Origin of the sequence: Nocardiopsis sp. LDBS0036 (assembly GCF_041228755.1) — a bacterium.
In the GTDB taxonomy this organism is placed as follows: domain Bacteria; phylum Actinomycetota; class Actinomycetes; order Streptosporangiales; family Streptosporangiaceae; genus Nocardiopsis; species Nocardiopsis dassonvillei.
Window position 1 is genome coordinate 6504068 of sequence record NZ_CP141103.1, and the last position, 25143, is coordinate 6529210.

25 protein-coding genes and 1 tRNA gene are annotated in these 25143 nt (G+C 74.0%); 11 read left to right on the forward strand and 15 right to left on the reverse strand.

Going from position 1 to position 25143, the window contains the following annotated elements; all coding sequences use genetic code 11:
- Positions 1-10 precede the first annotated feature (10 nt).
- The gene (locus UIS43_RS27660) at positions 11-1483 is read right to left on the reverse strand and encodes a potassium/proton antiporter (RefSeq protein ID WP_198662453.1); all 1473 of its coding nucleotides are present in this window, start codon (positions 1481-1483) and stop codon (positions 11-13) included.
- A gap of 47 nt (positions 1484-1530) precedes the next feature.
- On the opposite strand from UIS43_RS27660, the gene UIS43_RS27665 reads away from it, so the two are divergent.
- Positions 1531-2355, forward strand: a complete 825-nt coding sequence (locus tag UIS43_RS27665; protein ID WP_013152220.1) for a universal stress protein — start codon at positions 1531-1533, stop codon at positions 2353-2355.
- Positions 2356-2483: 128 nt separating this feature from the next.
- On the opposite strand, the gene UIS43_RS27670 is transcribed toward UIS43_RS27665, so the two are convergent.
- The 14 genes from UIS43_RS27670 to UIS43_RS27735 form a co-directional block, all read right to left on the reverse strand.
- Positions 2484-2963, reverse strand: a complete 480-nt coding sequence (locus tag UIS43_RS27670; protein WP_013152221.1) for an SRPBCC family protein — start codon at positions 2961-2963, stop codon at positions 2484-2486.
- A complete protein-coding gene (locus tag UIS43_RS27675) occupies positions 2960-3289 on the reverse strand; it encodes a helix-turn-helix transcriptional regulator (RefSeq protein ID WP_013152222.1) in 330 nt (109 codons plus the stop codon). The genes UIS43_RS27670 and UIS43_RS27675 overlap by 4 nt, the downstream gene beginning before the upstream one ends.
- Positions 3290-3436: 147 nt before the next feature.
- On the reverse strand, positions 3437-4546 hold the full coding sequence (locus tag UIS43_RS27680; RefSeq protein ID WP_013152223.1) for a prephenate dehydrogenase: 1110 nt from the start codon (positions 4544-4546) through the stop codon (positions 3437-3439).
- On the reverse strand, positions 4543-4914 hold the full coding sequence (aroH, locus tag UIS43_RS27685) for a chorismate mutase (RefSeq protein ID WP_013152224.1): 372 nt from the start codon (positions 4912-4914) through the stop codon (positions 4543-4545). The genes UIS43_RS27680 and aroH (UIS43_RS27685) overlap by 4 nt, the downstream gene beginning before the upstream one ends.
- Positions 4911-6293 (reverse strand): class II 3-deoxy-7-phosphoheptulonate synthase, encoded by a 1383-nt coding sequence (locus tag UIS43_RS27690; RefSeq protein WP_370012104.1) that lies wholly within the window; start codon positions 6291-6293, stop codon positions 4911-4913. Before UIS43_RS27690 ends, aroH (UIS43_RS27685) begins: the two co-directional genes overlap by 4 nt.
- A gap of 159 nt (positions 6294-6452) precedes the next feature.
- Positions 6453-7682 (reverse strand): MFS transporter, encoded by a 1230-nt coding sequence (locus UIS43_RS27695; RefSeq protein ID WP_013152226.1) that lies wholly within the window; start codon positions 7680-7682, stop codon positions 6453-6455.
- A gap of 143 nt (positions 7683-7825) precedes the next feature.
- Complete coding sequence (locus tag UIS43_RS27700) at positions 7826-8422, reverse strand: TetR/AcrR family transcriptional regulator (protein ID WP_013152227.1); 597 nt, start codon at positions 8420-8422, stop codon at positions 7826-7828.
- Between the two features lie 98 nt (positions 8423-8520).
- Complete coding sequence (locus UIS43_RS27705) at positions 8521-9273, reverse strand: SDR family oxidoreductase (protein WP_013152228.1); 753 nt, start codon at positions 9271-9273, stop codon at positions 8521-8523.
- The gene (locus UIS43_RS27710) at positions 9270-9848 is read right to left on the reverse strand and encodes a quercetin 2,3-dioxygenase (RefSeq protein WP_013152229.1); all 579 of its coding nucleotides are present in this window, start codon (positions 9846-9848) and stop codon (positions 9270-9272) included. The genes UIS43_RS27705 and UIS43_RS27710 overlap by 4 nt, the downstream gene beginning before the upstream one ends.
- Positions 9845-10831, reverse strand: a complete 987-nt coding sequence (locus UIS43_RS27715) for a formyltransferase family protein (RefSeq protein ID WP_358456306.1) — start codon at positions 10829-10831, stop codon at positions 9845-9847. The genes UIS43_RS27710 and UIS43_RS27715 overlap by 4 nt, the downstream gene beginning before the upstream one ends.
- Before the next feature lie 47 nt (positions 10832-10878).
- Positions 10879-12093, reverse strand: a complete 1215-nt coding sequence (locus UIS43_RS27720; RefSeq protein WP_013152231.1) for an acyl-CoA dehydrogenase family protein — start codon at positions 12091-12093, stop codon at positions 10879-10881.
- Between the two features lie 32 nt (positions 12094-12125).
- On the reverse strand, positions 12126-13574 hold the full coding sequence (locus UIS43_RS27725) for an FAD-binding oxidoreductase (protein ID WP_013152232.1): 1449 nt from the start codon (positions 13572-13574) through the stop codon (positions 12126-12128).
- A 49-nt stretch (positions 13575-13623) separates the two neighbouring features.
- Positions 13624-13980, reverse strand: a complete 357-nt coding sequence (aroH, locus tag UIS43_RS27730) for a chorismate mutase (protein ID WP_013152233.1) — start codon at positions 13978-13980, stop codon at positions 13624-13626.
- Positions 13977-14471: a flavin reductase family protein gene (locus UIS43_RS27735; RefSeq protein ID WP_370012105.1), complete on the reverse strand. Its 495-nt coding sequence runs from the start codon at positions 14469-14471 to the stop codon at positions 13977-13979. Before UIS43_RS27735 ends, aroH (UIS43_RS27730) begins: the two co-directional genes overlap by 4 nt.
- A 438-nt stretch (positions 14472-14909) precedes the next feature.
- Between UIS43_RS27735 and UIS43_RS27740 the strand changes: the two genes are divergently transcribed.
- The 10 genes from UIS43_RS27740 to UIS43_RS27785 all read left to right on the forward strand — a co-directional run bounded on the left by UIS43_RS27740 (position 14910) and on the right by UIS43_RS27785 (position 25110).
- Positions 14910-15911 (forward strand): aldo/keto reductase, encoded by a 1002-nt coding sequence (locus UIS43_RS27740; protein ID WP_013152235.1) that lies wholly within the window; start codon positions 14910-14912, stop codon positions 15909-15911.
- 198 nt (positions 15912-16109) lie between these two features.
- Positions 16110-16475, forward strand: coding sequence for a VOC family protein (locus UIS43_RS27745; protein ID WP_358171564.1), 366 nt, complete (start codon positions 16110-16112; stop codon positions 16473-16475).
- A 139-nt stretch (positions 16476-16614) separates the two neighbouring features.
- Positions 16615-17319: a phosphoribosyltransferase gene (locus tag UIS43_RS27750; protein ID WP_013152237.1), complete on the forward strand. Its 705-nt coding sequence runs from the start codon at positions 16615-16617 to the stop codon at positions 17317-17319.
- Positions 17320-17403: 84 nt separating this feature from the next.
- The gene (locus UIS43_RS27755; protein WP_071621728.1) at positions 17404-18063 is read left to right on the forward strand and encodes a dienelactone hydrolase family protein; all 660 of its coding nucleotides are present in this window, start codon (positions 17404-17406) and stop codon (positions 18061-18063) included.
- Positions 18060-19358, forward strand: a complete 1299-nt coding sequence (locus UIS43_RS27760) for an erythromycin esterase family protein (protein ID WP_013152239.1) — start codon at positions 18060-18062, stop codon at positions 19356-19358. Before UIS43_RS27755 ends, UIS43_RS27760 begins: the two co-directional genes overlap by 4 nt.
- Positions 19359-19806: 448 nt before the next feature.
- Positions 19807-19880: transfer RNA gene (locus tag UIS43_RS27765), tRNA-Pro, on the forward strand.
- Positions 19881-20461: 581 nt separating this feature from the next.
- Entirely contained in the window at positions 20462-21892 is a 1431-nt protein-coding gene (locus UIS43_RS27770) for a GntP family permease (protein WP_370012107.1), read from the forward strand.
- Between the two features lie 137 nt (positions 21893-22029).
- Positions 22030-23205: a CaiB/BaiF CoA transferase family protein gene (locus UIS43_RS27775; RefSeq protein ID WP_370012108.1), complete on the forward strand. Its 1176-nt coding sequence runs from the start codon at positions 22030-22032 to the stop codon at positions 23203-23205.
- Positions 23205-24074 (forward strand): CoA ester lyase, encoded by an 870-nt coding sequence (locus UIS43_RS27780; protein WP_370012109.1) that lies wholly within the window; start codon positions 23205-23207, stop codon positions 24072-24074. The genes UIS43_RS27775 and UIS43_RS27780 overlap by 1 nt, the downstream gene beginning before the upstream one ends.
- Before the next feature lie 16 nt (positions 24075-24090).
- Entirely contained in the window at positions 24091-25110 is a 1020-nt protein-coding gene (locus UIS43_RS27785) for a LysR substrate-binding domain-containing protein (RefSeq protein ID WP_071621731.1), read from the forward strand.
- Positions 25111-25143: the final 33 nt, after the last annotated feature.

Genomic DNA, 25143 nt, shown 5'->3' on the forward strand with positions numbered 1-25143 from the left:
GCGACCCGCCTCAGGCCCCGCCCGCGCTCTCGCCCTTGGCCCAAGCGGTGACCAGCCTCTGGGCGTCGGGTCGGCGCGGCATGGCCACGATGAGCAGGTCGTTCTCGCGGATCCGGGTGTGCGCCGAGGGCACCAGCACCCGCTTGCCCCGCAGGATCGTGGTGACCAGGCCGTGCGGCGGTTCCAGTTCCCCGAGCCGCCTGCCCACGATGTGGAGCCCCGGCGCCGCGCGCACCTCGATCAGCTCGGTGCCCAGGTCGCTGATGGGCACGTCCGCCACCACGGGTTCGAGCGAGTGCCCGCCCCGGGTCAGCCCCAGCAGGCCCGCGGCGGTGCGGATGCTGGTGCCCTGCACCGCCGCGGAGACCAGCACGACGAAGAAGACGATGTCGAAGACCAGGGCGCCGTCGGGGTACCCGGCCACGAAGGGGAACGTGGCCAGCACGATCGGCACGGCCCCGCGCAGCCCCACCCAGCTGACGAAGGCGATCTCCCGCCACGTGTAGTCGAACCACACCAGGCACAGAGCCACCGTCACCGGTCGGGCCACCAGCACCAGGACGGCGCTGACGGCCAGCCCCGAGAGCGCCACCCCCGGCAGGTCGGAGGGGAAGACCAGCATCCCCAGCAGCAGGAACAGCCCCACCTCGGCGGTGCTGGAAAGCCCCTCGTGGAAGGTCCGGATGCCCCGCCGGCGCAGGGGAGCGCGGGCGCCCACGACCAGCCCGGTGACGTAGACCGCCAGGAAGCCCGAGGCGCCCGCCAGCGCCGCGGCGCCGTAGGAGACCCCGGCCACGCCCAGCGCCAGCACCGGGTAGACCCCCGCCGGTCCCAGGTTGATCCGGGTCAGCAGCCAGCTTCCGGCCAGCCCCGCCACGGCGCCCACGGCCAGGCCCCCGACCAGCTGCATGAGGGCGAACAGCGCCCACTCGGCCGGCGACGGCGTGTCCCGCCAGGTGGCGATGAGTCCGATGGTGAGCAGGATGGCGATCGGGTCGTTGGCGCCGGACTCCACCTCCAGCAGGGAGGCGACCTTGCGGGGCAGCGGGGCCCTCCGTAGCATGGCGAACACCGCCGCGGCGTCGGTGGGGGCCACGACCGCGCCGATGAGCAGGGCGGTCAGGGGGCGCACGTCCAGCAGCAGGTACGTGCCCGCCGCCAGGATCAGCGCCGTGCCCGCCACCGCCACCGTGGCCAGCGCGAACCCGGGCGCGGCGGCGCGCCGCAGGTCCCCGGGCTTGGTCGTCAGGCCGCCCTCGAAGAGGATGAGGATCAGTCCGACGGTCCCGCCGATCTGGGCGATCTCGGGGTTGTCCAGGCGGATCAGCCCGAGCCCGTCGTCGGCGATGAACATGCCCAGCGCCAGGAACAGCAGCAGGCCGGGCAGCCGGATGCGGTTGGCGAAGCCCGAGGCCAGGATCGCCGCCACCAGCAGGAGCCCGGCCGCCAGGATCCACCCGTCGGCGGGCAGGTGCACTGTCATGGTCCCCCCGTCGTCGGCTCCGGGACGCGGTGGAGGGGGGAGTGCCGATGGCCGCCGGTGGTGAGGACGGCACCGCACGGGCCCCCGCCCGCTCCATCACCCGGTTCCTGGTGCCCCTGGACGGCACCGCCGGTGCGGCGGCCGCCCTGGGCCCCGCGCTGCGCGCCGCCCGCGTCCTGCGGGTCCCCCTGGAACTGCTGACCGTGCGCGACCGCGTGAACCGCGCGTGGGCCGAGGACGTCGACGCGGTCGCCGCGGGCCTGGACTACGACCGCGTCGAGGTGTCCATGGTCGGCTCCGGCTGGCCGGGGGACGTGATCGTCGACGCGGTCGCCGAGCAGCCCGGAACGGTCGTGTGCATGGCCACCCACGACCGGGACCGGTTCTCACGCCTGGTGGCGGGCAGCGTCACCGGACACGTGTTGCGCCAGGCCGCAGCCCCGGTGCTCATGATAGGTCCCGGATACCTGTGTGACGAGGGAGGCGGGGCCGGTGGCCGCGCCCTCGTGTGCCTGGACGGCGGTTCCCGCGACGCCGACACCCTCGCCCTGGGACAGGGGTGGGCCCGCCAGCTCGGACTGGAGGTGGAGCTGGTGCACGTGGCCTCGCCCGGCGGGGCGGCCGTGGCCGAGGCGCGGCTGTCGGGGGCCGCGCGGAGGCTGGAGGCGGACGGCCTGGCGGTGCGGACGACCGTGCTGACCGGCGCCGACCCGGCGGGCGACATCACCGGGCTGCTCCACCGCCGCCCCGGCGCCCTGGCGGTGCTCGCCAGCCGCGCCCGGGCGGGGATTCCCAAACTCGTCCTGGGCAGCGTCAGCTCGCGGATCCTCGCGGTCAGCCCCCGCCCCGTCCTCCTCACGCGCTCCTCCTGAGACGGGCACCCGGCGGGCTGGCCGGAAGCGTTACCGGTGTTCCCCGAGGGGTCCTGGCCCCGGTGGTCTCGTACCCGTGGCTGGTCCCGGCCGCCCGACCCCGCCGCGAGGTGCGAGGTCGCGGTGTGTCAGTCCGCGGCCAGAGTCTGGCGGTAGTGCGCGATGAGCGCCTCGTCGGGACCGGCCTGCGTCCGCTCCGCGCGTCCGTCCAGCACGGCGGCGAGCGCGCGCAGGCACAGGTCCCACCCGGCCGCGGTGTTGGCCGTCCAGGCCGGGTCGGCGACGGTGTTGGACAGGCGCAGCACGCACCCGTCGCCGTCCTCCTCCAGGGTCCAGCGCAGGTCCTCGCCGTCCCAGTGGAAGGCCAGGACGTGCGGCGGCGCGAACTCGGTGATCGGCGCGGTCTCCGGTTCCTCTCCGGGGAAGGTGAACGTGAGCGCGCCGCCCTCGCGCGCGTCGATCGCCACCCGGCAGGGGAACCACCGGCTGAGCGCCTCGTCGGTGGTCAGCGCGGCCCAGACGGTCGGCAGCGGGTGCGGGTAGCGGCGGGTGAAGCGCAGTACGGGTGCGCCCGGCGTGCTCGTGTCGACGCGGACCTCGGTGCTCATGGCTGCCGCCCCTCCTGTGGATGCGTGGAGTCCAGGTAGTCGCCCAGTTCGTCCAGCCGGTCCGTCCAGAACGCCCGGTAGGGGCGCAGCCAGTCGTCCAGGTCGCGCAGCGCCTCGGCCCGCAGGCGGTAGCGCCGCCCCTGCCGCTCGGCGGTCTCGGAGACCAGTCCGGCGGTGCGCAGCACGCGCAGGTGCTTGGAGACGTTGGGCTGGCTCATGCCCAGTCCGGCGACCAGCTCCTTGACGAGCAGGCCCTCGCCGCGGCGCAGCGCGTCCAGGATGCGGCGCCTGCTGGGCTCGGCCAGGACGGCGAACAGATCGGGCATACACCGAGTATGCCTATACGGTTATATAACTGTCAAGACATAAAGGGCGGGGTGCGTGCTCCAGGTGGTGGCGGATGTCCAGGTCCCCCGCCCGCTCCCCGGCGGGGCGGTCTCCGGGGAGCGGGCGGGGGCGGCCCGGGGGAGCCCTCAGCGCAGGGCGCCGACCTCGGAGTCCGTCGCCAGGTCCGCGTACCCGGCCGTCCAGCCCTCCGCCCCCAGCCGCCTCAGCAGCGGCCCGGCGGCGGTGGCCGGTGCCGCGAACTCCGCCGTCAGGGTGTCCTGGTCCCAGGAGGCGGACACGTCGTCGGCGGTGACGCCGGACTCGTCCAGCACCGCCAGCAGCCGTGCCAGCTCTCCGGGGGCCTCCTCCACCGCCACCCGCAGACGCGCCCCGCCCGGCGGCTGCTCGCGGAGCAGTCCCAGGCCCTGGGAACCCCGGTCCAGCAGGTCGCGCACCCGGCCCGTCTCGCGCGCGCCCTGCCCCGGACCGGAGCGGGAGAGCACGTCCAGGGAGGCCAGCACCAGTGACAGGTCCTCGTGCAGGTCGCGCAGCACCCCGACCAGCGGCCCGGAGTTGGCGCGCAGGATGTCGGTCCACAGCCGGGGGTCGCCGCCCGCGACGCGGGTGGTGTCGCGCAACCCCTGCCCGGCCAGGCGGAAGGCCTCCTCGGCCCCGCCGCGCAACCGCGCCGCCATGAGGCTCGCCACCACGTGCGGTGCGTGCGAGGTCAGCGCCACCGCGTCGTCGTGGGCCTGGCTGTCCATCATCACCGGGACCGCGCCGCACAGGCAGATCATCTCCAGCGCCCGGTTGAGCACTGGTCGCGCGGTGGCCGCCGTCGGTGTGAGAACCCAGGTGCGGCCCTCGAACAGGTCCGCGCGGGCCGCGAGGGGACCCGCCCGCTCCCGGCCGGCCAGGGGGTGGCCGCCGATGAACGTCGCCGGGTCCGCGATGGCGCTCAGCACGTCCCGGCCGGGCGCGGACTTCACGCTGGCCACGTCCGTGTAGGCCCGGGCCAGGCCGCGCAGCTGCTGCTCGGCCAGGACGGCGCCGACCATGCTGGGCGGCACCGCGATCACGGCCAGGTCCACCGCCTCGGCCGGGGCGCCGACCGTTCCGGCGCCCAGCGCGGCGGCGGTGCGGGCCGCGGCGGGGTCCCGGTCCATCAGGTGGACGGCGACCCCGTGCCGTCCCGCGGCCAGCGCCACGGACGTTCCGATGAGTCCCGTGCCGACCACCGCCATGGTGCGGATCACTGCGCACCGCCCTCCAGGTCCTCGCGCAGGCACGCGGCTCCGCCCAGGTAGACGTGCTGGACGTCCGCGCGGGCCAGGCCGCTGCGCGCGTGCACCATCAGGCGCACCGTCCGGGGCAGCGCCCCGGACACGTCCAGCTCCCGCGCGCACATCAGGGGCACGTCCAGCAGCCCCAGCTCGCGCGCCGCCTCCGCCGGGAAGGCGCTCACCAGGTCCGAGGTGGAGGTGAACAGGATGCTCACCAGGTCCTCGCTGCCGATGCCGTTGGCGTCCAGGACCTTGGTGAGCAGCTCGCGGACCCCCGCGAGCAGGTGCTCCCTCTCGTCGCGGTCCAGCTGCACCGCTCCGCGTACCGCGCACACGTTCATCGGCGCGCCTCCTTCGCCCGGCGGGCCTCTCCCAACACTTCGGCGACCAGGAAGGCCAGGTCCAGGGACTGGCTGCGGTTCAGGCGCGGGTCGCAGGCGGTCTCGTACCGGCGCCGCAGGTCGTCCACGCCGATGCGGCTCCCGCCGCCCACGCACTCGGTCACGTCGTCGCCGGTCAGCTCCACGTGGATGCCGCCGGGGTGGGTGCCCAGGGCGTGGTGGACCTCGAAGAAGCCCCGCACCTCGTCCAGGACGTCGTCGAAGCGCCGGGTCTTGTGCCCGCTGCCGGCGGTGAAGGTGTTGCCGTGCATGGGGTCGCACACCCACGCGACCCGCGCACCGGACGCCGTGACCTTCTCCACCAGCGCGGGAAGCCGGTCGCGGACGCGCCCGGCGCCCATCCTCGTGATGAGGGTCAGCCGTCCGGGCTCGCGGTCGGGGTCGAGCCTGTCCACCAGCGCCAGCACATCGTCGGGTTCGGCGCCCGGGCCGAGCTTGACCCCGACCGGGTTGCGTATGCGCGAGGCGAACTCCACGTGCGCCCCGTCCAACCGCCGCGTGCGCTCGCCGATCCAGACCATGTGCCCGGACACGGCGTAGAGTCCGCCGGTACGCGAGTCCACGCGGGTCAGCGCCGTCTCGTAGTCCAGCAGCAGGGCCTCGTGGGAGGAGTAGAACTCGGTGGTGCGCACCGCCTCGGCGTCGGTGACCCCGCACGCCCGCATGAACGCCAGCGCGTTGTCGATCTCGCGGGCCAGGCGCTCGTAGCGCCGACCGGCGGGGGAGTCGCGGACGAAGTCGCGGTTCCAGGCGTGCACCTGGGACAGGTCGGCGTAGCCGCCGGTGGTGAAGGCGCGCACCAGGTTCAGGGTCGCCGCGGAGGCGTGGTAGGCGCGCTTGAGCCGCTCGGGGTCGGGGCGCCGGTCGCGGGCGGTGAACGCGCGTCCGTTGACGGCGTCGCCGCGGTAGGAGGGCAGGCTCACCCCGCCACGGGTCTCGGTGGGGCTGGAACGCGGCTTGCCGTACTGCCCGGCGATGCGGCCCACCTTCACCACGGGGACGGAGCCCGCGTAGGTGAGCACGGCGCCCATCTGGAAGAGCGTCTTGAGCTTGTTCCTGATCTGGTCGGCGGAGACGCCGTCGAGGGCCTCGGCGCAGTCGCCCCCCTGGAGGAGGAACTCCTCTCCGCGCGCCACGGCGCCCAGGCGGGCCCTGAGCTGGTCGCACTCGCCCGCGAAGACCAGCGGCGGGTAGGAGGCCAGGTCGGTGAGCGCGTCGGAGAGGGCTTCAGGGTCGGGCCAGTCGGGCTGCTGTTCGGCGGGTAGGGAACGCCAGTCGTCCACGGTGGTCGTGCTCTGCTCGGGGTTCATGGTGTCCATGCCTCACAAGGGGGTGGTGGGGAGGGGCGGCACGGGGCGGTGGCGGGGCTCGGCGGGGACGGGGCCGAGGAGGCGCGGGCGGTCCGGTGGCGGTGGTGGGGCGGGGGGAGGAAAGAAGGGGGTGCCGCCCCGGGTCCGGGAGGCGGCACCCGGTCCGTGTCAGGCTCCCGTGGGGTGGGCGGCCCGGTCCTCCTCGACCGGCCGCGGCGCGGCCGGGGGCGGCACGTACAGGTCGGTGGCCTCGTGGCCCACCCTGCGCGCGGTCAGGGCCGCGGGCACCATGGCCAGCAGCGCGAGCAGGGCCAGGCCGACGCCGACCCACAGCGGTGCGCGCAGGCCGAAGGCGTCGATGCCCATGCCGCCGACCCAGGAGCCGACGACCACGCCCATGGTGATGAACGAGGAGTGCACGGTGTTGACCAGGGCGCGCGGGTTCCCGGCGCGCTGGACGCGGGTGATCATCGCGGGGTTCAGCGTGATGCCCACCAGGCCGATGCCCGCCATCGCCAGCAGGGCGGGGACCGGCAGGTCCGCGAAGAGGGCGAAGACGCCCAGGAAGACCGTGTTGAGCGCCAGACCGGCCACGATGACGGTCACGGTGTGGGACATGGCCAGGCGGCCGACCACGATGTTGCCGATGACCGTCGCCCCGCCGTAGCCCAGGAGCAGCAGCGGCACGATGTCGCGGGAGAACCCGGTGACCTCGGTGAGGATCGGCGTGAAGTAGGAGAACGCCGCGAAGGTGGCGCCGATGATGAGCGTGGAGGTGGCCATGATCGTCCACAGGCGCGGGCGGCGGAACACCTCCAGCTCGGAGCGCAGGGCCCCGGCCTCCTCGGCCTTCTCCAGGCGCGGCAGCGCGAGCATGGTGGCCACGGCCACGACCACGGTCAGCACGCCGACGGCGGCGAAGGCGGCGCGCCAGCCGAACTGGCCGCCGATGAGCGTGGACAGCGGCAGGCCGAGCAGGGTGCCCACCATGAGGCCCTGGAGGGCCACACCGGTGGCGCGCCCGCGCAGGTGCGGCGCGGTGACCTGCGCGACCGCCGACAGGGCGACGCCGAAGAAGGCTCCGGCTGCCGCTCCGGTGATCACGCGGGCCACGAGCATGGGCCAGTAGGAGGTGGAGAGGGCGGCCAGCGCGTTGCCGACGAAGAAGATGGCGAAGAGCACCATCAGGGCGTGGTTCGTGCGCAGCCGGAGCACCGACAGGGTCGCCAGCGGCCCGCCGAGCGCCATCGCCAGTGCGAACGCGGTGATGAGGTAGCCGATCTGCGGGATGGTGGCCCCCAGGTCCTCGGACATCTGCGGCATGAGTCCACCGACGAGCAGCTCGCTGGTGACCATGGCGAAGATGCCGAGCGCCATGAGGTAGACGGACTTGGGCATCGGAGCTTCCTTTGAGTTTTGAATTGATCAGACCAAAACTAGGGCGCACGGGGAGACGCACGCGGGCACGCGGCCGCGCCGACGCGGGTCAGGGAGTCAGCGCGGTCGTGCTGGTCGGGGGCGTTGGTCGGTCGGTCCCGGGATCAGGGCCTGAGTGCCTCGATCCCGGTGGAGGCGATGCCCTCCAGCGCCGTTCTCCCGGCGCCCGACTGGGCCGCGACCCTCATCCCGGAGATGAGGGAGGTCACGTACCAGGCCAGGTCGCCGGGGTCCCGGTCGGCGGCGATCGAACCGTCGAGCTGGCCGTCCATGACGGTCAGGCGCAGTGAGGACAGGCGCTTGTGCAGGTCCGCCTCCACCACCTGGGCGATACCCGGGTTGCGCGAGGCCACCGCGGTGATGGTGTTGACGGTGAAGCATCCCGACCCGCGGCCGTTCTCCCGGTTGTCGGTCTCGTCCTCCACGATCACGGTCAGCAGCGAACCGATCCGGTCCAGCCCGCTGCCCTTGGTGGAGTCCAGCACGGACCCCTGACGCGCGGTCATGGTGGTGACGTAGTAGGAGAGCGCCCGTCGGAACAGGTGCTCCTTGGAGTGGAAGGTGTTGTAGAGGCTGCTGCGGGTCAGTCCGGTCGCCTGGCACAGGTCGGCCGTGGAGGTCCCGTCGAACCCCTTGGCCCAGAACTCGCGACAGGCCGCCCGGACCACCTGCTCCTCGTCGAACTGGCGTGGTCTCCCCATGATCCAGACGGTACCATTTTATGGATGGAACGTCACAAAAAATCGGGGATCCGTGAGAGGCGTGCGGGCCGCCGGCGGTCCCGGCGGCCCGCGCCCGGTCAGGCGTTGCGACCACCGTCCACACCCAGCCGGGCGCCCGTGGTGAACCCCGCGGACGGGGAGACCAGGTAGGCGACCGCGTCGGCGACCTCCTCCGGCGTCGCGAACCTGCCCAGCGGCGACGCCTCCTTCTGGGGCGCGGAGTTGGGTCCGTCCTGCGGGTTCATGTCGGTGTCGGTGGCGCCCGGGGCCACCTCGTTCACCGTGATCCCGCGCGGCCCGAGGTCACGGGCCAGCGCCTTGGTCATACCGGTGATCGCGGCCTTGGAGGTGGCGTAGACCGTGTATCCGGCGCCCGGGACGCGCTCGCCCACACAGGAGCCGAGGTTGACGATCCGGCCGCCCTCGCCCAGGTGGCGCGCCGCCGCGCGGGAGGCCAGCAGGGGGCCGCGCACGTTGACGTCGAGCACGCGACCGGCGACCGCCGGGTCCAGGTCGTCGATCACGGCGGAGGAGGGGTCCAGTATCCCCGCGTTGTTGACCAGGATGTCCAGGCCGCCCAGCAGTTCGGCGGCCTCGTCCACGACCCGCTCCGCGTCCCGGGCGTCGCCCGTGTCGGCCTGCACGATCACCGCCTTGCCGCCGGTCCGCTCGGCGATGGCCGCGGCGGTGGCCGCGGCCGACTCGGCGTCGGAGTGGTAGCTGATCGCCACCGCCGCCCCGTCGCGGGCCAGACGCAGGGCGATGGCCGCCCCGATCCCGCGGCCTCCGCCGGTCACCAGTGCCCGCCTGCCATCGAGGACGCCGCTCATACCCTGCTCTCCCGCTCCGTGCCGGTGTGGTGGGTGAGGTCGGCGCGCGTGTCGGCGGCCTCCCCCCGTGTGAACTGGATCTGGATGGACCCGTACTTCTCGCCGACGTCGTTGATCCTGCCGTCGTCGGCCGGGTCGCGGGGCGGCGCCGGGCGCGCGGCCACGACCGGGGAGCCCGCCTCCAGGAAGAAGCGCTCGTAGCCCCCGGGGGTGAAGATCAGCAGCTGGCGAGCCGGGTGCGTGCCGGTGTTGCGGAACCCGTGGACGGTCCCGTGCGGGATGAACACGTAGTCCCCGGCCCGGGCACGGAAGGTGCGCTCACCGGCGTAGATCTCCAGCTCCCCGTCCAGGACGTAGAACGCCTCGTCCTCGACGTCGTGCGTGTGCAGCGGCGGCCCGCCCCCCGGCGGGACGGACGCCTCGATGAGCGTCATCGCGCCCCGCGACTCGTCCCCCGAGGCCTTGACCGTGTACACGTCGCCGTTGAGCCACACGGTCGTGCCCTCGCCGCGGGCGCGGAACACGACCCCCGGCTCGGGCGCGGGCGTGGTGAGCAGTTCCTCGGGCACGCTCATACCGGGGCCCCCTTGCGCTCCGGGGCTGCGGAGGCGGACAGCACCCGCCCGTCGCTGAGCACCCTTCCGGCCTGGGCGGGCGTCTCCTGCCCGTCCTGGTCGATGGTGAGCACGCGCAGCCAGGCGTCCCGGCAGCCCACGAACACCCCCTCGGGGGAGGTGCGCACCAGGCCGGGCACCGGAGGCCCGTCCGGGACGGGGCCGCCGCCGGTGACGGAGAGGATGGTGACCGTCTCGCCCTGGGGGGTCTGGGCGAACGCGCCCGGGTGCCGGTAGCCGGCGCGTACGTGGCAGGAGACCTTGTGCGCGGTGTAGGTGAAGTCCAGCCGGTACTGGTCGGCGCCCGGCCGGGTGAAGTAGGTCCGCTCCGAGGGGTCCTGCGGTACGCGGGTCAGCGTCCGCCGGGCCAGGCTCGGGATCAGGTCGAGCAGCATCAGGACGTTGGCCCGCTCCTGGATGGTGCGCAGCTCCAGGGCGGTCTCCCGGCCGGTCAGCGGGGTGGCGTGCTGGGCGAGGATGGCCCCGGTGTCCAGTCCCTCGGCCATCTCGATCGCGGTCACCGCGCCCTCGGTCTCGCCGTTGCGCACCATCCAGTAGAAGGGCGCCAGACCGGCGTAGCGGGGCAGCGGGCTGGGGTGGAAGTTGACCGAGGTGACGCGGGGGACCGACAGCAGGTCGGCCTTGAGCACCTGCTGGAAGTTGCCCACGATCAGGTAGTCGGGGGCCATCGCCCGCAGCGCCTCCACCGTGTCGGGGGAGTTCACGCTCCTGGGGCGCAGGACCGGGACGCCGAGGCGCTCGGCCCGGCCCTCCAGGTCCACCTGCTGGTCGTCGCTGACGAAGTAGTCGCACACCTTGCCCGGGGGACTGGTCACGACGGCGGCGAGGTCGATCAGGGGGTGGTGGTGGAGCATGTCGAGGAAGGGGGAACCGAGTTTGGAGTTGACCTCGGATAAGAGGACGACGCGTGCGGTCTCGGGCATCACTGCTCCTTGTGCGTGGGGGATGGTCCGTGGCGCGGGGCGGGGTCTCACAGGAAGGGCGAGGTCGACTCGCCGCCCAGCAGGATGTTCCCGGTGAGCTGGAGGATGGAGTCCTGGGCCACGGCGTGCTGGCACATGGTGTTGGCGTCGCGCAGCCAGCGGTCCATCGGGGACCGGTCGCGGTAGACCGACGCGCCGCCCACCAGGTCGAACAGCCGGTGCACGATCGAGCGCGCCGTGCGGAAGGCGTGGTATCGGGCCAGCGCGGTCTCCGCGCGGGCGTCGACGTCGCGCTCGCTTCCCAGCTCCAGGGCCTCCCACTGGCGTTCCAGGGTGGAGTACACGGACGCGCGGGCGGCGGTCAGCTCCATCTCCATCTGGGCCACGGCCTGCTGCACGCGGTGGTCCGCGGGCCAGGGGAGGCCGGTCTCGCGGTCGACGCGGCCCGGCGCCAGGCCGCGCACGTGGTCCAGGGCGGCACGGGCCAGGCCCAGTGGTACGCCGGACATCTTGCGCAGGATCGCGTCGGGGGCGTCGTGCAGCGGTCCGGTGCGCACCGGACGGTTGAAGGCGAAGGTGCGTTCCTCGGGCACGAACAGCTCCTCGACCGTGTAGTCCAGCGACCCCGAGCCGGCCAGGCCCGTGGTGTGCCAGGTGTCGACGATCTCGTACTCGTCGGGCGAGGCCAGCGCGATCCGCCACTCGGGCTTGCCGGTGCGGGGGTCGATGACGGGCTCGCCCTCGTCGTCGCGCACGGTGCACCCGGCGGCGAGCACGTCGCAGTGGGTGATCCCCGAGCCGAACCGCCACCGGCCCGAGACGAGGTAGCCGCCCTCGACCCGGCGCGCGTTGCCCTGCGGGAAGATCCAGCCGGACTGGGCCAGGTCCAGGGACGGGTAGACCCGCCGGGCCGTGTCCTGGTCGATGAAGCCCGAGTAGATGCCCGAGTCCATGCCGATCATGGCGCACCAGCCCACGGAGACGTCCCCGTAGGCCGCGGCCTCGACCACGCGGGCCTGCTCGACCGAGGTCAGGCCGGGGCCGCCCCAGGAGGCGGGCGCCGCGGCGCGGAAGACGCCGGCGCCGCGCAGCAGCTCCACGACGTCGGCGGGAAGCCTGCGGTGCTCCTCGATGCGGGCGGAGTGCTCCCTGAACAGGGGCTGGAGGGCCACGACCGCGGCGTGGATCTCCTCGAAGCTGTTGGGAACGGTTGTGTCGGCGGTGGCGGTGGGGGCCGTGCCCGTGGCCAGGGACGTGCTCATCAGGGGGTGTTCCTCTCCGTGGTCATCGTCGGTCAGGAGTAGCGGCCGCGCGCGATCACGTCGCGCGGGTCCAGGACGGTGCGGATCGTGCGGATCAGGGCACGGGAGGCGGGGTCGCCGAGGAAGTCGGTCCGGGACGCGTGGTCCACGTCGAGCCGGTAGGGCAGGTATCCCGCGGACGCGAAGGACTCGTGGAGCAGGTCCAGCCCGAGGTGGGCGCGCTCGGTCTCGTCCGGGTCGGACCGGTCGAAGCGCAGCGAGACCACCAGGTCCACCACGTCGGGGTCCAGGGCGTTGACGGTGGCTCCCGGGCGCAGCCCGGTGCGCGTGTGCACCCAGTCGAGCAGCGCGAGCGCGGCGGTCACGTCCCGGCCGGTGTAGGGGACCAGCGGCAGGAAGAAGATCCAGCCGCCGCCCCGGGTGTCCACGTCCGCCGCGCTCCGGCCCACGGCCGAGCGCAGCATCTCCTCGTGGTGGGAGACGTCGCCCGCGTACCCGGCCTCGACCACGCGCGAGACCACGTCGGAGGGCTCGGGCGGGTCCTGGTCGGAGCGCAGCACGGAGGTGAACAGCTTGGCGGCCCCGGCCTCGGCGGCCAGGACCGCGAGCAGGGCCTCCACGGACTCGGCGGTGCCTCCGACGCTCAGGTGCGCCAGGTATCCGGGGGAGGCGGCGGTGCCGTAGGAGGAGGCGGAGGTGGTGTCGTAGACCTTGAGGACCCCCTGGAAGAGGCCCTGGCCCTGCCAGCGGCGGAAGACGTCCACCGCCGCGCCGAGGTCGGCGGGGCCGAAGGTCAGGCGCAGTACCCGCTGGACCTCGGGGCGCACGGGGAGGCGCACCACCCCCGCGACGGCGACGCCGAGGTCGGACTGGGTGAACAGGTGCAGCGGGGAGGGTCCGAGCCCGTGGGGGTTGGGCGCGCCGCCCCCCTCGCCGGGCCACCAGCCCACGCGCGCCACCTCGCCCCCGGGCAGGACCACCTCCAGGCCGACGAGGTCGTGGACGCGCTGGCGGCGCAGCCCCACGCCCCGGTCCAGGGCGTTGCCCAGGACGCTGGTGTGCGCGGAGGAGGCGGTGACGTTGAGCATGCGGCCGGTACCGGCCAGCTGCTCCGACAACTGGCGCTGGGTCACTCCGGCCTCGATCACCGCCCAGCCCGCGTCGGTGTCGACGCGGCGGACGCGGTCCAGTCCGTGCAGTTCGAGGCGTACGGCGCCGTCCCCGACCGGCTCGCGCGAGCCCAGGCCCCAGTTGCGGCCGGTGGAGACCGCGTACAGGGAGGGGGCGTCGGCGTCGTCCAGGGCCCGCAGGAGTGCGGGGACCTGCTCGGCGCGGGTGGGGCGCAGCACGGCCAGTGTGTCGCGTGTGGCGAAGCCGGAGACGTTGGCGTGCCCGGGCGCGGGGCCCAGGACGTGGTCGGTGTCGGGGCCCAGCACGGAGCTGACCCGTCTGCGGAGGTCGGACAGGGCGTGGTCGGTCACAGCGGTCTCCCCGGCTGCGGTCGTCGGTGGGGGTGGGGGCGGTGGCGTCTCAGGGGCGGTCGCGTGTGGCGCCGTCGAGGTAGACGTGGCGGACCTCGTGTCCGGGCTCCACGCGCGCCAGCGCCATCACGCGGACGGTGCGGCGTGGTGCGCCGTCCCAGACGGGCTCGGCGGCGCACAGCGCCGGGACGTCGTCGAGCAGGCGGTGCTCGCGCAGGACCAGCGGCGGGACGTCCGCCGTCAGGTCGGGGGTCACGGTGAACCACAGGCACGCCACGTCGGCGGGGGAGAGCCCGTTGCGGTCGAGGACCCCGCGGACCATGGCCAGGGTCGCCGCGGCGATCGCCTCGCGGGTGTCACCGGCGACACCGGTGCCGCCGCGCACCGCGCGCAGCACGGGGTTCACGCCGTTACCATCCGCCCCTGGTGGAACAGGAGCGCGCCGTCCGCGGGGTCGCCCAGGTGGGTGGCGCTGACCCGCCCGGTGTACATGCGGTGGTCGCCCTCCTGGCGGACGGAGGTGGTCTCGCACGTGAGCCCGCCCAGGGCGCCCCGCAGGACGAGGCAGCCCGAGGGGGTGGTGGTGAAGTAGGGGCCCAGGGCCTCGCCGCGGGGTTTGTCGGAGGCGGCGAACAGCCGTGCGTGCGTCTCCTGGCCGCCGGAGAGCAGGCTCAGGCAGAAGCCTCCGGTGGCGTCCACGACCCTGCCGGCGCGGGAGGTCTCGTGAAGGGAGACCAGGACCGTGGGAGGGTCCAGGGTGACGGAGATCAGCGAGTTCACCGTGGTGGCCACGGCCTCGGCTCCGCTGCCCGAGGTCAGGACCGCCACGCCGGTGGGGAACAGGCGCATGACCGAGCGGAGGTCGGGCGGGTGCGCATGGGGGGTCTGCATGTTCATCCGTGGTGCCCTTCGTCAGCTGGGTGGTGCTTGACGGACGCCTCCGGGGGCGGAGAAGGCGCGTGAGGGAGGGGCTCTGGTTTTAAACACCTCGTTCCAATACGGAGAATTTACCACGTCCCGCTCTTTTGTTTTAGGTGGTGTGCATCACATGAGAATGTGCGGGAACGGTTCCCCCGTTTTCCCTTTGGTTTAGGTGAATGTGCAGGTGGAAAACGGGTTGACTTGCCGCTTCATGGCTGCTCTGGTGTGCGCTCCGTGCCTTTTTCGGCCAGAAAGAGGGCCTTCCCTGTCACGGTTCTCCGGTGGTAATGAGAGGGGTGGCGGCAGTGGCTCACCGTATTCGGTAATCGTTGTGGAAGCCGGGTAAAACCTTTTCCCGGTGACGGTGGGTCGACCATTCGCCGTCATCGGCCCATGCGGAGGGGGAGTCAGGGAATGGAACGCAGTCCCGGTACGCGGGTCCGGCTGGGCGGGTCCTCGGTGGAGCTCAGTCCCCTCGGGCTGGGCACCGCCCCGCTCGGCAACGGCGGCTACCGGGAGGTGGACGAGGAGGCCGCGGCCGCGACGGTCCTGGCGGCGTGGGAGGCGGGCGTGCGCTACTTCGACACCGCTCCCCACTACGGCCTGGGCCTGGCCGAGCGCCGCCTGGGCCGCGCCCTGGCCGGTCTGCCCCGCGAGCAGTACGCGGTCTCGACCAAGGTCGGCCGCCTGCTGGAGCCCACCCCGCACCGCGCCGGGCGGTGGGACGACCAGGGCTTCGCCGTTCCCGCCGCGTACGGGCGGCGATGGGACTTCAGCGCCGACGGGGTGCGCCGCTCCCTGGAACAGAGCCTGGAGCGGCTGGGCCTGGACCGGGTGGACGTGGTGCTCCTGCACGACCCCGACCACCACTGGGAGCAGGCGGTCGGTGAGGCCTACCCGGCCCTGCACGAGCTGCGCGACCAGGGCGTGGTCGGCGCGATCGGCGCGGGCATGAACCAGGCGCGCATGCTGGAGCGCTTCGCCGTGGAGACCGACGTGGACGCCGTGCTGCTCGCGGGCAGGTACACGCTGCTGGACCAGGGGGCGGCGGCCACGATGCTCCCTGCCTGCCTGCGCGCGGGGGTGTCGGTGATCGCGGCCGGAGTGTTCAACAGCGGGATCCTGGCCGTGGACGAGCCCTCCGCCGACGCCACCTACGACTACGCGGCCGCCCCCGGGCCGCTGCGCGACCGGGCGCTGCGGATCGCCGCGGTGGCCCGCCGCCACGGGGTCGGCCTGCCCCAGGCGGCGATGGCCTTCTGCGCGCGCCACCCGGCGGTGGCCGGGGTCCTGGTGGGGGCCCGCTCGGCCGGGGAGATCACGCACGACGCCCGCCTCCTGTCCGCCCCTGTCCCCGAGGACCTGTGGGCGGACCTGGAGGCCGAGGGCCTGCTCGTCCCCGGAACCGCGCACTGACCCCCGCGGCCCGAGGCCGCCGCGCGGACGGACGCGAGACCACCTTCCGCGCGGACGGGCTTCGCGTCGTCGCGGCGACTGCCGACCCCGGCGTTCCGCACCGGCGCTGCGGGGTCTCCCGGAGTCGCGGGCCCGCGTCGTAGGGTGGCCGTGCGGCCCGCGGCCGCGGGCCGCACGGCGAACCGAGGGGAGCGCCACGTGCGCCTGGTCTGCGTACTCGACACCAACGACCTCCATGCCGCCGCCGACTTCTGGTGCGCCGCGCTGGGCTTCGAGCGCGAGGAGGGCCAGCACCCGGTCTACCTCGCGCTGAAGGACCCGGGCGGGCGCTGGCCCGACCTGGTCCTCCAGAAGGTGCCCGAGCCCCGCTCCGGCAAGAACCGGATGCACCTGGACCTGGTCGTCCACGACCTGGACGCGGAGGTCGGGCGGGTGCGCGCGCTGGGCGCGGAGGTGCTGCGCCCGGCCTACGAGGAGGACGGCCACCTGCTGGCGGTCCTGGCCGACCCCGAGGGCAACGAGTTCTGCGTGGTCGAGCGCCTCGACGGCACCCTGGGCGGGTAGCGCGCGCCCGGTCCGCGCCATGTGTGCGCCGAAGGCGCCGGGGTAGCGCTCACCACACGGCCGGCGCGCCGCCGAACCGCGCGGACGCGGGCCGTCGCGCCACGGGATCCAGACGACGCGACCGGGTGAGGTGGCACACGTGTTTCGGGACCGGCGAGAGGCGGGCGAGCGGCTCGCCCGCGCGGTGGCGGAGCGGGCGGGACCGCGCCCGCGCGTGCTGGCCCTGCCCCGGGGCGGCGTCCCCGTGGCCAGGCCCGTCGCCGACGCCCTCGGCGTGCCGCTGGACATCGTGGTCGCGCGCAAGATCCCCGCCCCCGGCAGCCCGGAGACGGCGATCGGGGCGACCACGGCCGAGGGCCCCGCGCTGTTCGACCAGAGGGCGCTGGACCTGCTGGGCATCCCCGAGGGACGCCTGGCCGAGATGGTCGGGGCCCAGCAGGCCGAGGCGCGGCGCAGGCTGCTGGCCTACCGGGGGGAGGACCCCGAGCCCGAGGTCACCGGATACGACGTCGTGGTGGTCGACGACGGCCTGGCCACCGGGATGAGCGCCAGGGCGGCGCTGACCTCGGTGCTCACCCGGCGCCCCGCGTCCCTGACGCTGGCCGTCCCCGTGGGCGCGCCCGAAGCCGTCCGCGCGCTCTCCGGCGTCTGCGACCGGGTCGTCTGCCTGGAGACACCGCCGGACTTCGGCGCGGTCAGCCTCTGGTACGCGAGGTTTCCCCAGGTCACCGATGACGAGGTGCGCGGCCTGCTGGTGAGGCTTCCCCGAGGGCCCGGAGAACCCGGCGGCCCGGGTTCCCACGGCTCCGGCGGTCCCGGAGACGGCCCTCCCGGCCGCCCCTGACCGTCACCGGCCGCCGCGCACGCGGCGGACGACACCGGGTCGGCGCACCGCACGGGAGGCCGACCCCCACGAAGGGAGAGGACCATGACCGCCGTCGACGTGACGGTACGCACGCCGGACGCGCTGCTCGACGGGCGGCTGGCCGTGTTCCCCGGGGCGACCGCGGTCGTGGCCTTCGCGCACGGCAGCGGGAGCTCACGCCACAGCCCGCGCAACCGGGCCGTCGCCGAGGAGCTCAACCGGGTCGGGGTCGCCACGCTCCTGCTGGACCTGCTCACCCCGGAGGAGGAGCGCGCCGACAGCGCGACCGGGCGGCAGCGCTTCGACATCGACCTGCTCACCCGGCGGCTCACCGGCACCGTGGACTGGCTGGCCGGACACGAGGACACCGCGGGGACGCCCATCGGCCTGTTCGGCGCCAGCACCGGCGCCGCCGCCGCGCTGAGGACCGCGGCCGAGCGCCCCGACCTGGTCGCCGCGGTGGTCTCGCGCGGCGGCCGCCCCGACCTCGCGGGCACCGAGGCGCTCCAGGTCGTGCGCGCCCCCACGCTGCTCATCGTCGGCGGCGCGGACACCGAGGTCCTGCGGCTCAACGAGGACGCGGCCGACCGGCTCAGCGCTCCGCACCGGATCCACGTCGTCCCCCGCGCCACCCACCTGTTCGAGGAACCGGGTGCGCTGGAGGAGGTGGCCGACGCCGCCTCCGGCTGGTTCGCGGGCATCCTGGGCGAGGCGGAGCGATGAGCCCCGGGACCGGCCCGGACGCCCTCCCGCGGCTGTCCGGCCCGAGGTCGCTGGACCCGCTCCTGGAGCGGATCGGCGACGCGCGCTACGTGCTGCTGGGCGAGGCCTCGCACGGCACCGCCGAGTTCTACCGCTGGCGGGCGGAACTGACCCGGCGGCTGATCGACGAGGCGGGCTTCTCCTTCGTCGCGGTGGAGGGCGACTGGCCCGACTTCCAGCAGCTGCACTGCGGCGTCGTGGGCGCGCCGGGGGCGCCCGAGGACCCCAGACGGATCCTGGAGGGCTTCCGCAGGTGGCCGCAGTGGATGTGGGCCAACACCGAGGTGCTGGAGTTCGCCCGGTGGCTGCGCGAACACAACCTGGGGCTCGCGCCGGAGCGGCGCGCCGGGTTCTTCGGCCTGGACGTCTACAGCCTGTGGGAGTCGCTGTACGCGGTGCTGGGGTGGCTGCGCGAGAACATGCCCGAGCAGGTGGAACCGGCTCTGAACGCCTACCGCTGCTTCCAGCCCTACGGAGAGGACCCCCAGGCCTACGCCCGCGCGACGCGGCTGGTGCCCGAGAGTTGCGAGGCGGAGGTCGTGCGCCTGCTGGCCGGGCTGCGCGAGCGGGCGGGGGAGGCCTCCTCCGCCGAGGACCTGGCCGAGTTCGCCGCGCGCCAGAACGCCGAGGTGCTCGCGGACGCCGAACAGTACTACCGGGCGCTGGTGCGCGGCGGCCCCGAGTCGTGGAACGTCCGCGACCACCACATGGCCGACACGCTCGACCGGCTCATGGAGTACCACGGGCCCGGAGCCAAGGCCGTGGTGTGGGAGCACAACACCCATGTCGGCGACGCGCGCGCCACCGACATGGCCGCCTCGGGCATGGTCAACGTGGGGCAGTTGGTGCGTGAGCGCCACGGCGACGAGGGCGTGGTCCTCGTCGGCTTCGGCACCTACGAGGGCCGGGTCATGGCCGCCCGGGCCTGGGGGGAGACCCCCGAACCGATGCCGGTGCCCGCGGCGCGCCACGGGAGCGTGGAGGCGCTGCTGCACCAGTCGTTCGAGGGGGAGACGGGCCTGCTGCTCCTGACCGGCGAGGGGGCGGTCGATCCGTTCGCGGGCGAGGTCCTGCCGCACCGCGCCGTCGGCGTCATCTACCACCCCGGACGCGACGGGCTGCGCAACTACGTGCCGACCGTGCTGGGGGAGCGCTACGACGCCTTCGTGTTCGTCGACCGCACCCGCGCGCTCACGCCCCTGCACGAGGTCGAGGAGGACTCGGGTGAGGAGGGGACCTGGCCCAGCGGCCAGTGACCCGGCCGGGCCGTCCCTGATCCGGACCGGATGCCTCCGCTGACGCGCGCGGATTCCGGTCGTGTGCAGGCTTTTCGTCCGCGTGCACGGATTCCGAGCGGGCGCATGGAACCGGGCGGGCACCGGGCGGGACCGGACGCCCCCGCCGTCCGGGTTCCGCCCGCTGCCCGGTTGTCCGCGGACACGACCGACGGTGCGGCCGTGCGGACACGGCGCCGCCGTCCCCGACGCGCGGCCCCGGGGCCGGGGGGAGCAGCGGACAGGGCAGGGGCGCCGGAGCGGAGGTCGCGCACACGGGCGAGGACGAGGAGACCCCGTCGATGGGCTGGTGCCCTGGGCGGGCCCTTCGCGTTCGGCGTCCGCGGCCCGGTACCCGGTTCGAGAGCCCTGCCGGATGCGATACAGTTTCACCTGTTGGCGGCGCCGGGAACGGCGTTCGCGCAGCGGACGGGACGTAGCGCAGTTTGGCAGCGCACTTGACTGGGGGTCAAGGGGTCGTGGGTTCAAATCCCGCCGTCCCGACAGAGGAATAGCAGGTCAGCGAGGGGTTCGTCGGAAGGCGGGCCCCTTTCTGCGTTCCAGGTGGGGTGGGAGCGGGGCGAGTGGGACGTCGGTCCGCGCCGCGCGGCTTCTCGTCCGCCGCCCGTGCCGTTGACCGGACTGCCACCGGCCGTCCTCGGCCGCGCTGAGCACCGCCGCGGCCCGTTCCGGAGTCATCGGCACAGCCCGGCATCCGGGGTGGCCGCGCCGGTATAAGCGCTGCTTATGAGCCCCATGGAGACGGGCCCCTACCCGGCGGTACCGACTTCGTGTTGCATGGTCTGGTCTGTGGCGCGGACCACAGGGCGACGCGTCCATCCGCCGCCGCGCGGCGCGGCGCCGTTTTCGGCTCTCCACGGGAGAACGCGCCAGCGATACGGCCCTGTAGCACGCCGGGGCGGACCCGCTCACGCCGCTCCACCGCGGATGTGCGAGCGTTTCCGCCAAGGCGGCCGCGCTTCCGCGCGGCTTCAGGCGGTGGAGAGACCGGACCGGTCGCGGTCCGCCTCAGTGACACGAAGCCTGACACCGCCCCCCATCAGGTCTGAACGGAAAAGAGCCAGATGACTGACACCTTGGTCGTGGCGCACACGGCGATAGCGATTATCGGCGTGGTGCTGCTGATCCTGGCCGCCCGCGTCGAGCCGGTGATCGCACTCGTGATCGGGTCGATCTACCTGGGACTCGCGGCCGGGCTGGGGTTCGAGAAGACCATCTCGACCATCGCCCAGGGCTTCGGCGACATCATGACCGAAGTCGGGCTGCTCATCGGATTCGGCGTCCTGCTGGGATCGCTGCTGTTCCGCATGGGCGCCCTGCAGAAACTGGTGGAGCTGCTGCTGAGACTGCTCGGTCCCAGACGGCTCCCCTACGCGCTCGCCTCCGTGCTGAGCACGATCTTCCCGTCCATCTACGTGGACGTGCAGCTCGTGCTCGCCGCCCCGCTGGCCCGCTCCGCCGCGCCCGGCCTGGGCCGCAACGGCGTCGGCATGATGGGCGGCGCGCTCAGCACCGGCATCCTCGTCGGCTACGTGTTCGTGATCCCCGGTCTGGGAACCGTGTCGATCGCCGGTCTGCTGGGCGTCCCGCTCGGCACGATGCTGCTCTACGGCTTCGGTGTCGGACTGGCCACGGCGGTGCTCACCGTGTTCCTCTACGGCCTCCTGCTGAAGGTCGGGTTCTGGAACCCGGACAAGGACGAGGCCGCCCCGGTGGCGGTCGGCGCCCACGAGTCCGCCGGCGCCGCGCAGCCCGTGGGCGCCGCGCCCGGCGGCAGCGGCGGCATCAGTGACGGCGGCGACGACGGCACGGCGAAGGTCGCCGAGACGGCGCCGCGGACCCCGCCGCTCTACGTCTCCCTGCTGCCCATCCTCGTCCCGCTGGTCATGATCGCCGCCGGGGCGATCGCCGAGGCCGCGGGCGTGACGTCTCCCGTGATCGCCTTCTTCGGCGACCCGGTGCTGGCGCTCTTCGTCGGCCTGGTCGGCGCCTACCTGCTGTCGCGGGGCGTGCTGGGCAACGAGCGCACCAACGACGCGCTGGGCGAGGGACTCAACACCACCGGGCAGATCCTGCTGGTCACCGGCGTGGGCGGTTCGCTGGGCGCGGTGATCGGCGAGACGGCGCTCGAAGGGGTCCTGGGCGGCCTGTTCTCGGCCGACGCGGGCACACCGGCGCTCGTCGCGGTGCTGCTGGCCTGGCTGGTGGCGGCCGTGCTGCACGTGGCCATCGGCTCGATCTCCGTCGCCGCCATCGCGGCCGCGGGCATCCTCGCCCCGATCATGGGCAGCCTGGACCTGCCGCCCGCGGTCCTGGGGCTGTCCATCGGCGCGGGCGCCCTGTTCGCGCTCCACGTGAACAGCAACTTCTTCTGGATGTTCCAGTCGCTGCTCGGTGTGACCACCCGGGGCACGCTCAAGGCGCTGACCTTCGTGACCTCGCTGGCCTCGGTGGTCTCGCTGGTCATCGTCGTGGGCATCAGCCTCGTCGTCTAGCAGGGACACCGCCGCGAGCCGCGGCCACCGTCCCTCCGGGCCGTCGCGCACGCGGCGGCCCGGGGGGACGCGGCTCGCGGCACCCCCCGCACCCGTGGCGCGCCCGACCTTCCCACACACGCAGGAGAGAAGAAACCATGCAGCCGCTTCGCGGTGTAACCGTCGTGTCCCTGGAGCAGGCCATCGCCGCTCCCTACGCCAGCCGCCACCTGGCCGACATGGGAGCCCGCGTCATCAAGGTCGAGCGCCCCGGCACGGGCGACTTCGCCCGCGGCTACGACTCCCGAGTCAACGGCATGAGCTCGCACTTCGTGTGGGTCAACCGCAACAAGGAGTCCCTGACGCTGGACATCAAGGACCCGCGCGGCAACGAGGTGCTGCGCCGGCTGCTGGCCCGCGCCGACGTCTTCATCCAGAACCTGGCGCCGGGGGCCGCGGCCCGCGCCGGGCTGGGCGCCGCCGAGCTGCACGCGCGGCACCCCGGGCTCATCGTCTGCGACATCTCCGGCTACGGTTCCCCCGGCCCCTACGAGACGATGAAGGCCTACGACCTGCTGGTGCAGAGTGAGTCGGGGCTGCTGTCGGTGACGGGCAGCGGGGAGGAGATGGCCAAGGTCGGCATCTCGGTCTCCGACATCGCCGCGGGCATGTACGCCTACAGTTCGATCCTGGGCGCGCTGCTCGAACGCGCACGCACCGGGAAGGGCGTCCACCTGGACGTGTCGATGCTGGAGGCCACCGCCGAGTGGATGGGCTTCCCGCTCTACTACACCTACGACGGCCAGGAGCCGCCGGCGCGCGCCGGTGCGGCGCACGCCACGATCTACCCCTACGGCCCCTTCGTCGCGCGCGATGAGCAGGTGGTCCTGATGGCGATCCAGAACGAGCGCGAATGGCGCGCGTTCTGCGAGCGCTTCCTGGAGCGCCCCGCGTTCGCCGAGGACCCCGACTACGCCACCAACGCCGCCCGCAGCGCCAACCGCGACACGCTCAGGGCCGTCATCGCCCGGCGTTTCGCCGAGCTGGACGGCGACGAGGCCACCTCCCTGCTCGCCGACGTCCCGGTCGCCTACGCCCGGGTGAACAGCCTCGCCGACGTGTGGAACCACCCGCAGCTCGCCGCGCGCGGGCGCTGGCACGAGGTGGACACGCCGACGGGTCGGGTCCCGGCGCTCGCGCCGCCCGGCCCGCGCGACCCGGCCCCCCGCATGGACCCGGTCCCCGACCTCGGCGAGCACACCGACGCCATCCTCGGCGAACTGGGGATGACGGCCGAGGAGACCGGCGAGCTGCGGTCGGGCGGGGTGGTCTGATGGCGCCGCGGACTGACGCCGCCGCGCACGCGGACGCGCTCACGTCGGCCGTCACCTGGCTGTTCGTGCCCGCGTCCCGTCCCGACCGGTTCGCCAAGGCGGTGCGCAGCGGCGCCGACGCCGTCATCATCGACCTGGAGGACGCCGTCCCGGCCGACGGCAAGGACGCCGCGCGCGAAGCGCTGCGGGCCGGGTGGCCGAGCGTCGTCGATTCCCGTCCCCTCTCCGGCGGCGCGCCCGCCGTGGCCGTGCGCGTCAACGCGCGCACCACCGCGGAGTTCGCCGCCGACGCGCGGCTGTGCCGCGAGCTGGGGCCGGACGCCGTCGTCCTGCCCAAGGCCGAGTCCGGCGACGACGTGCGGGCCGCGGCCGAGGCGAGCGGGGCGCCGGTACTGCCGCTGATCGAGTCCGCCCGCGGGTTGGTGGAGCTCTCCGGCATCGCGGGCCGCCCCGAGACGGTCCGGCTGCTGTTCGGCGGGATCGACCTGGCCCTGGACCTGGGCACCGCCGACGACGCCGCGCTCGACCCGTCGCGGAGCGACCTGGTGCGCTGGTCGGCGGCGTGCTCGCTGCCGCCGCCGGTCGAGGGCGTCACCACGGACGTGCGCGACGGCACGGCCGCGGCACGGGACGCCGCCCGCGCCCGCCGCTGGGGGTTCGGCGGCAAGCTGTGCGTGCACCCCGCCCAGGTCGCGCCCGTGGACGCCGCCTTCGCCCCCGACGCCGCCGAGCTGGAATGGGCGCGCGGGGTACTCGCCGCGGGAGACGGGGGCGCTGTTCAGCGCGGTGGTGAGATGATCGACCGACCGGTCGTGGAACGCGCCCGCCGACTGCTGCGGCGCGTCGAGGGGAGGGACCGGACCGTGTAGGCCGAGGGGACAGCCAGTGGACATCGCCCAGTTGCGGGACTTCATCGCGGTCATCGACAGCGGGAGCTTCACCCGCGCCGCTTCGGTGCTGTTCGTCTCGCAGCCGGCGGTCAGCCAGCGGATGAAGCAGCTGGAGAGCGAACTGGGCGTGCGGCTCGTGCAGCGCGGCCCCCGCGGGGTGGTGCCCACACCGGCGGGGCGGACCCTGTACCGGGACGCCCAGCAGCTCATCCGCCGGTTCGACCAGATCGCCGAGGACGTGGCCAAGGAGCCCCGGGCCATCCGCGGACCGGTGGCCGTCGGCCTGCCCACCGCGGCCGCCGTCCACCTCGCCCCGGCGCTGTTCTCCTGGACGAAACGGCACTACCCGGGGGTCCGCCTGCGGCTGTTCGAGTCGGTGAGCGGATACATCCAGGAGCTGCTCACGGTCGGGCGGATGGACCTGGCCGTCCTCTACCGCGACGACGCGGCGCCCCGGCCGGCCGAGACGCCGCTGTACTCCGAGGAGCTGTACCTGGTCGGGCGCTCGGACGCCGAGGAGCCACCCCGGGGCGGCCGGGCCGCCGGGTCCGCCGGGACGGGCGCGGCCGCCGCCGACACCGCGGCGTACGGGGACATCAGCCTGGCCGACATGCTCCGGGTGCCGCTGGTCGCCCCCGGGGCGCGCAGCAACCTGCGCGTGCTCATCGACCGCGTCTTCACCGAACACGGCGCGGCGCCCGTGATCGCCGCCGACGTGGAGTCCCTGGGCACGATGGTGCGCATCGCCGAGAGCGGCGAGGCCTGCGCCCTGCTCCCGCTGTCCAGCGTCGAGGCGCTGCGCAGTACCCCCGACCTCATGGTGCGGCGGGTCGTGGACCCCGTGATCGAACGCCACATCGCGGTGTGCGCCGGTTCGGACTACTACGAGCCGCGGGACGCGGTGTCCGTCGTCCGGCACGGCATCGTGCAGGTGACGACCCGGCTCGCCGAGCAGGGGGCCTGGCCGGGCATCCGCCTGGCGGCCCGGACCGAACCGCGTGCCGGCCGGCCCTGACCGGGGGTGTGCGGGCCGCCGGTCCGCGTCGGC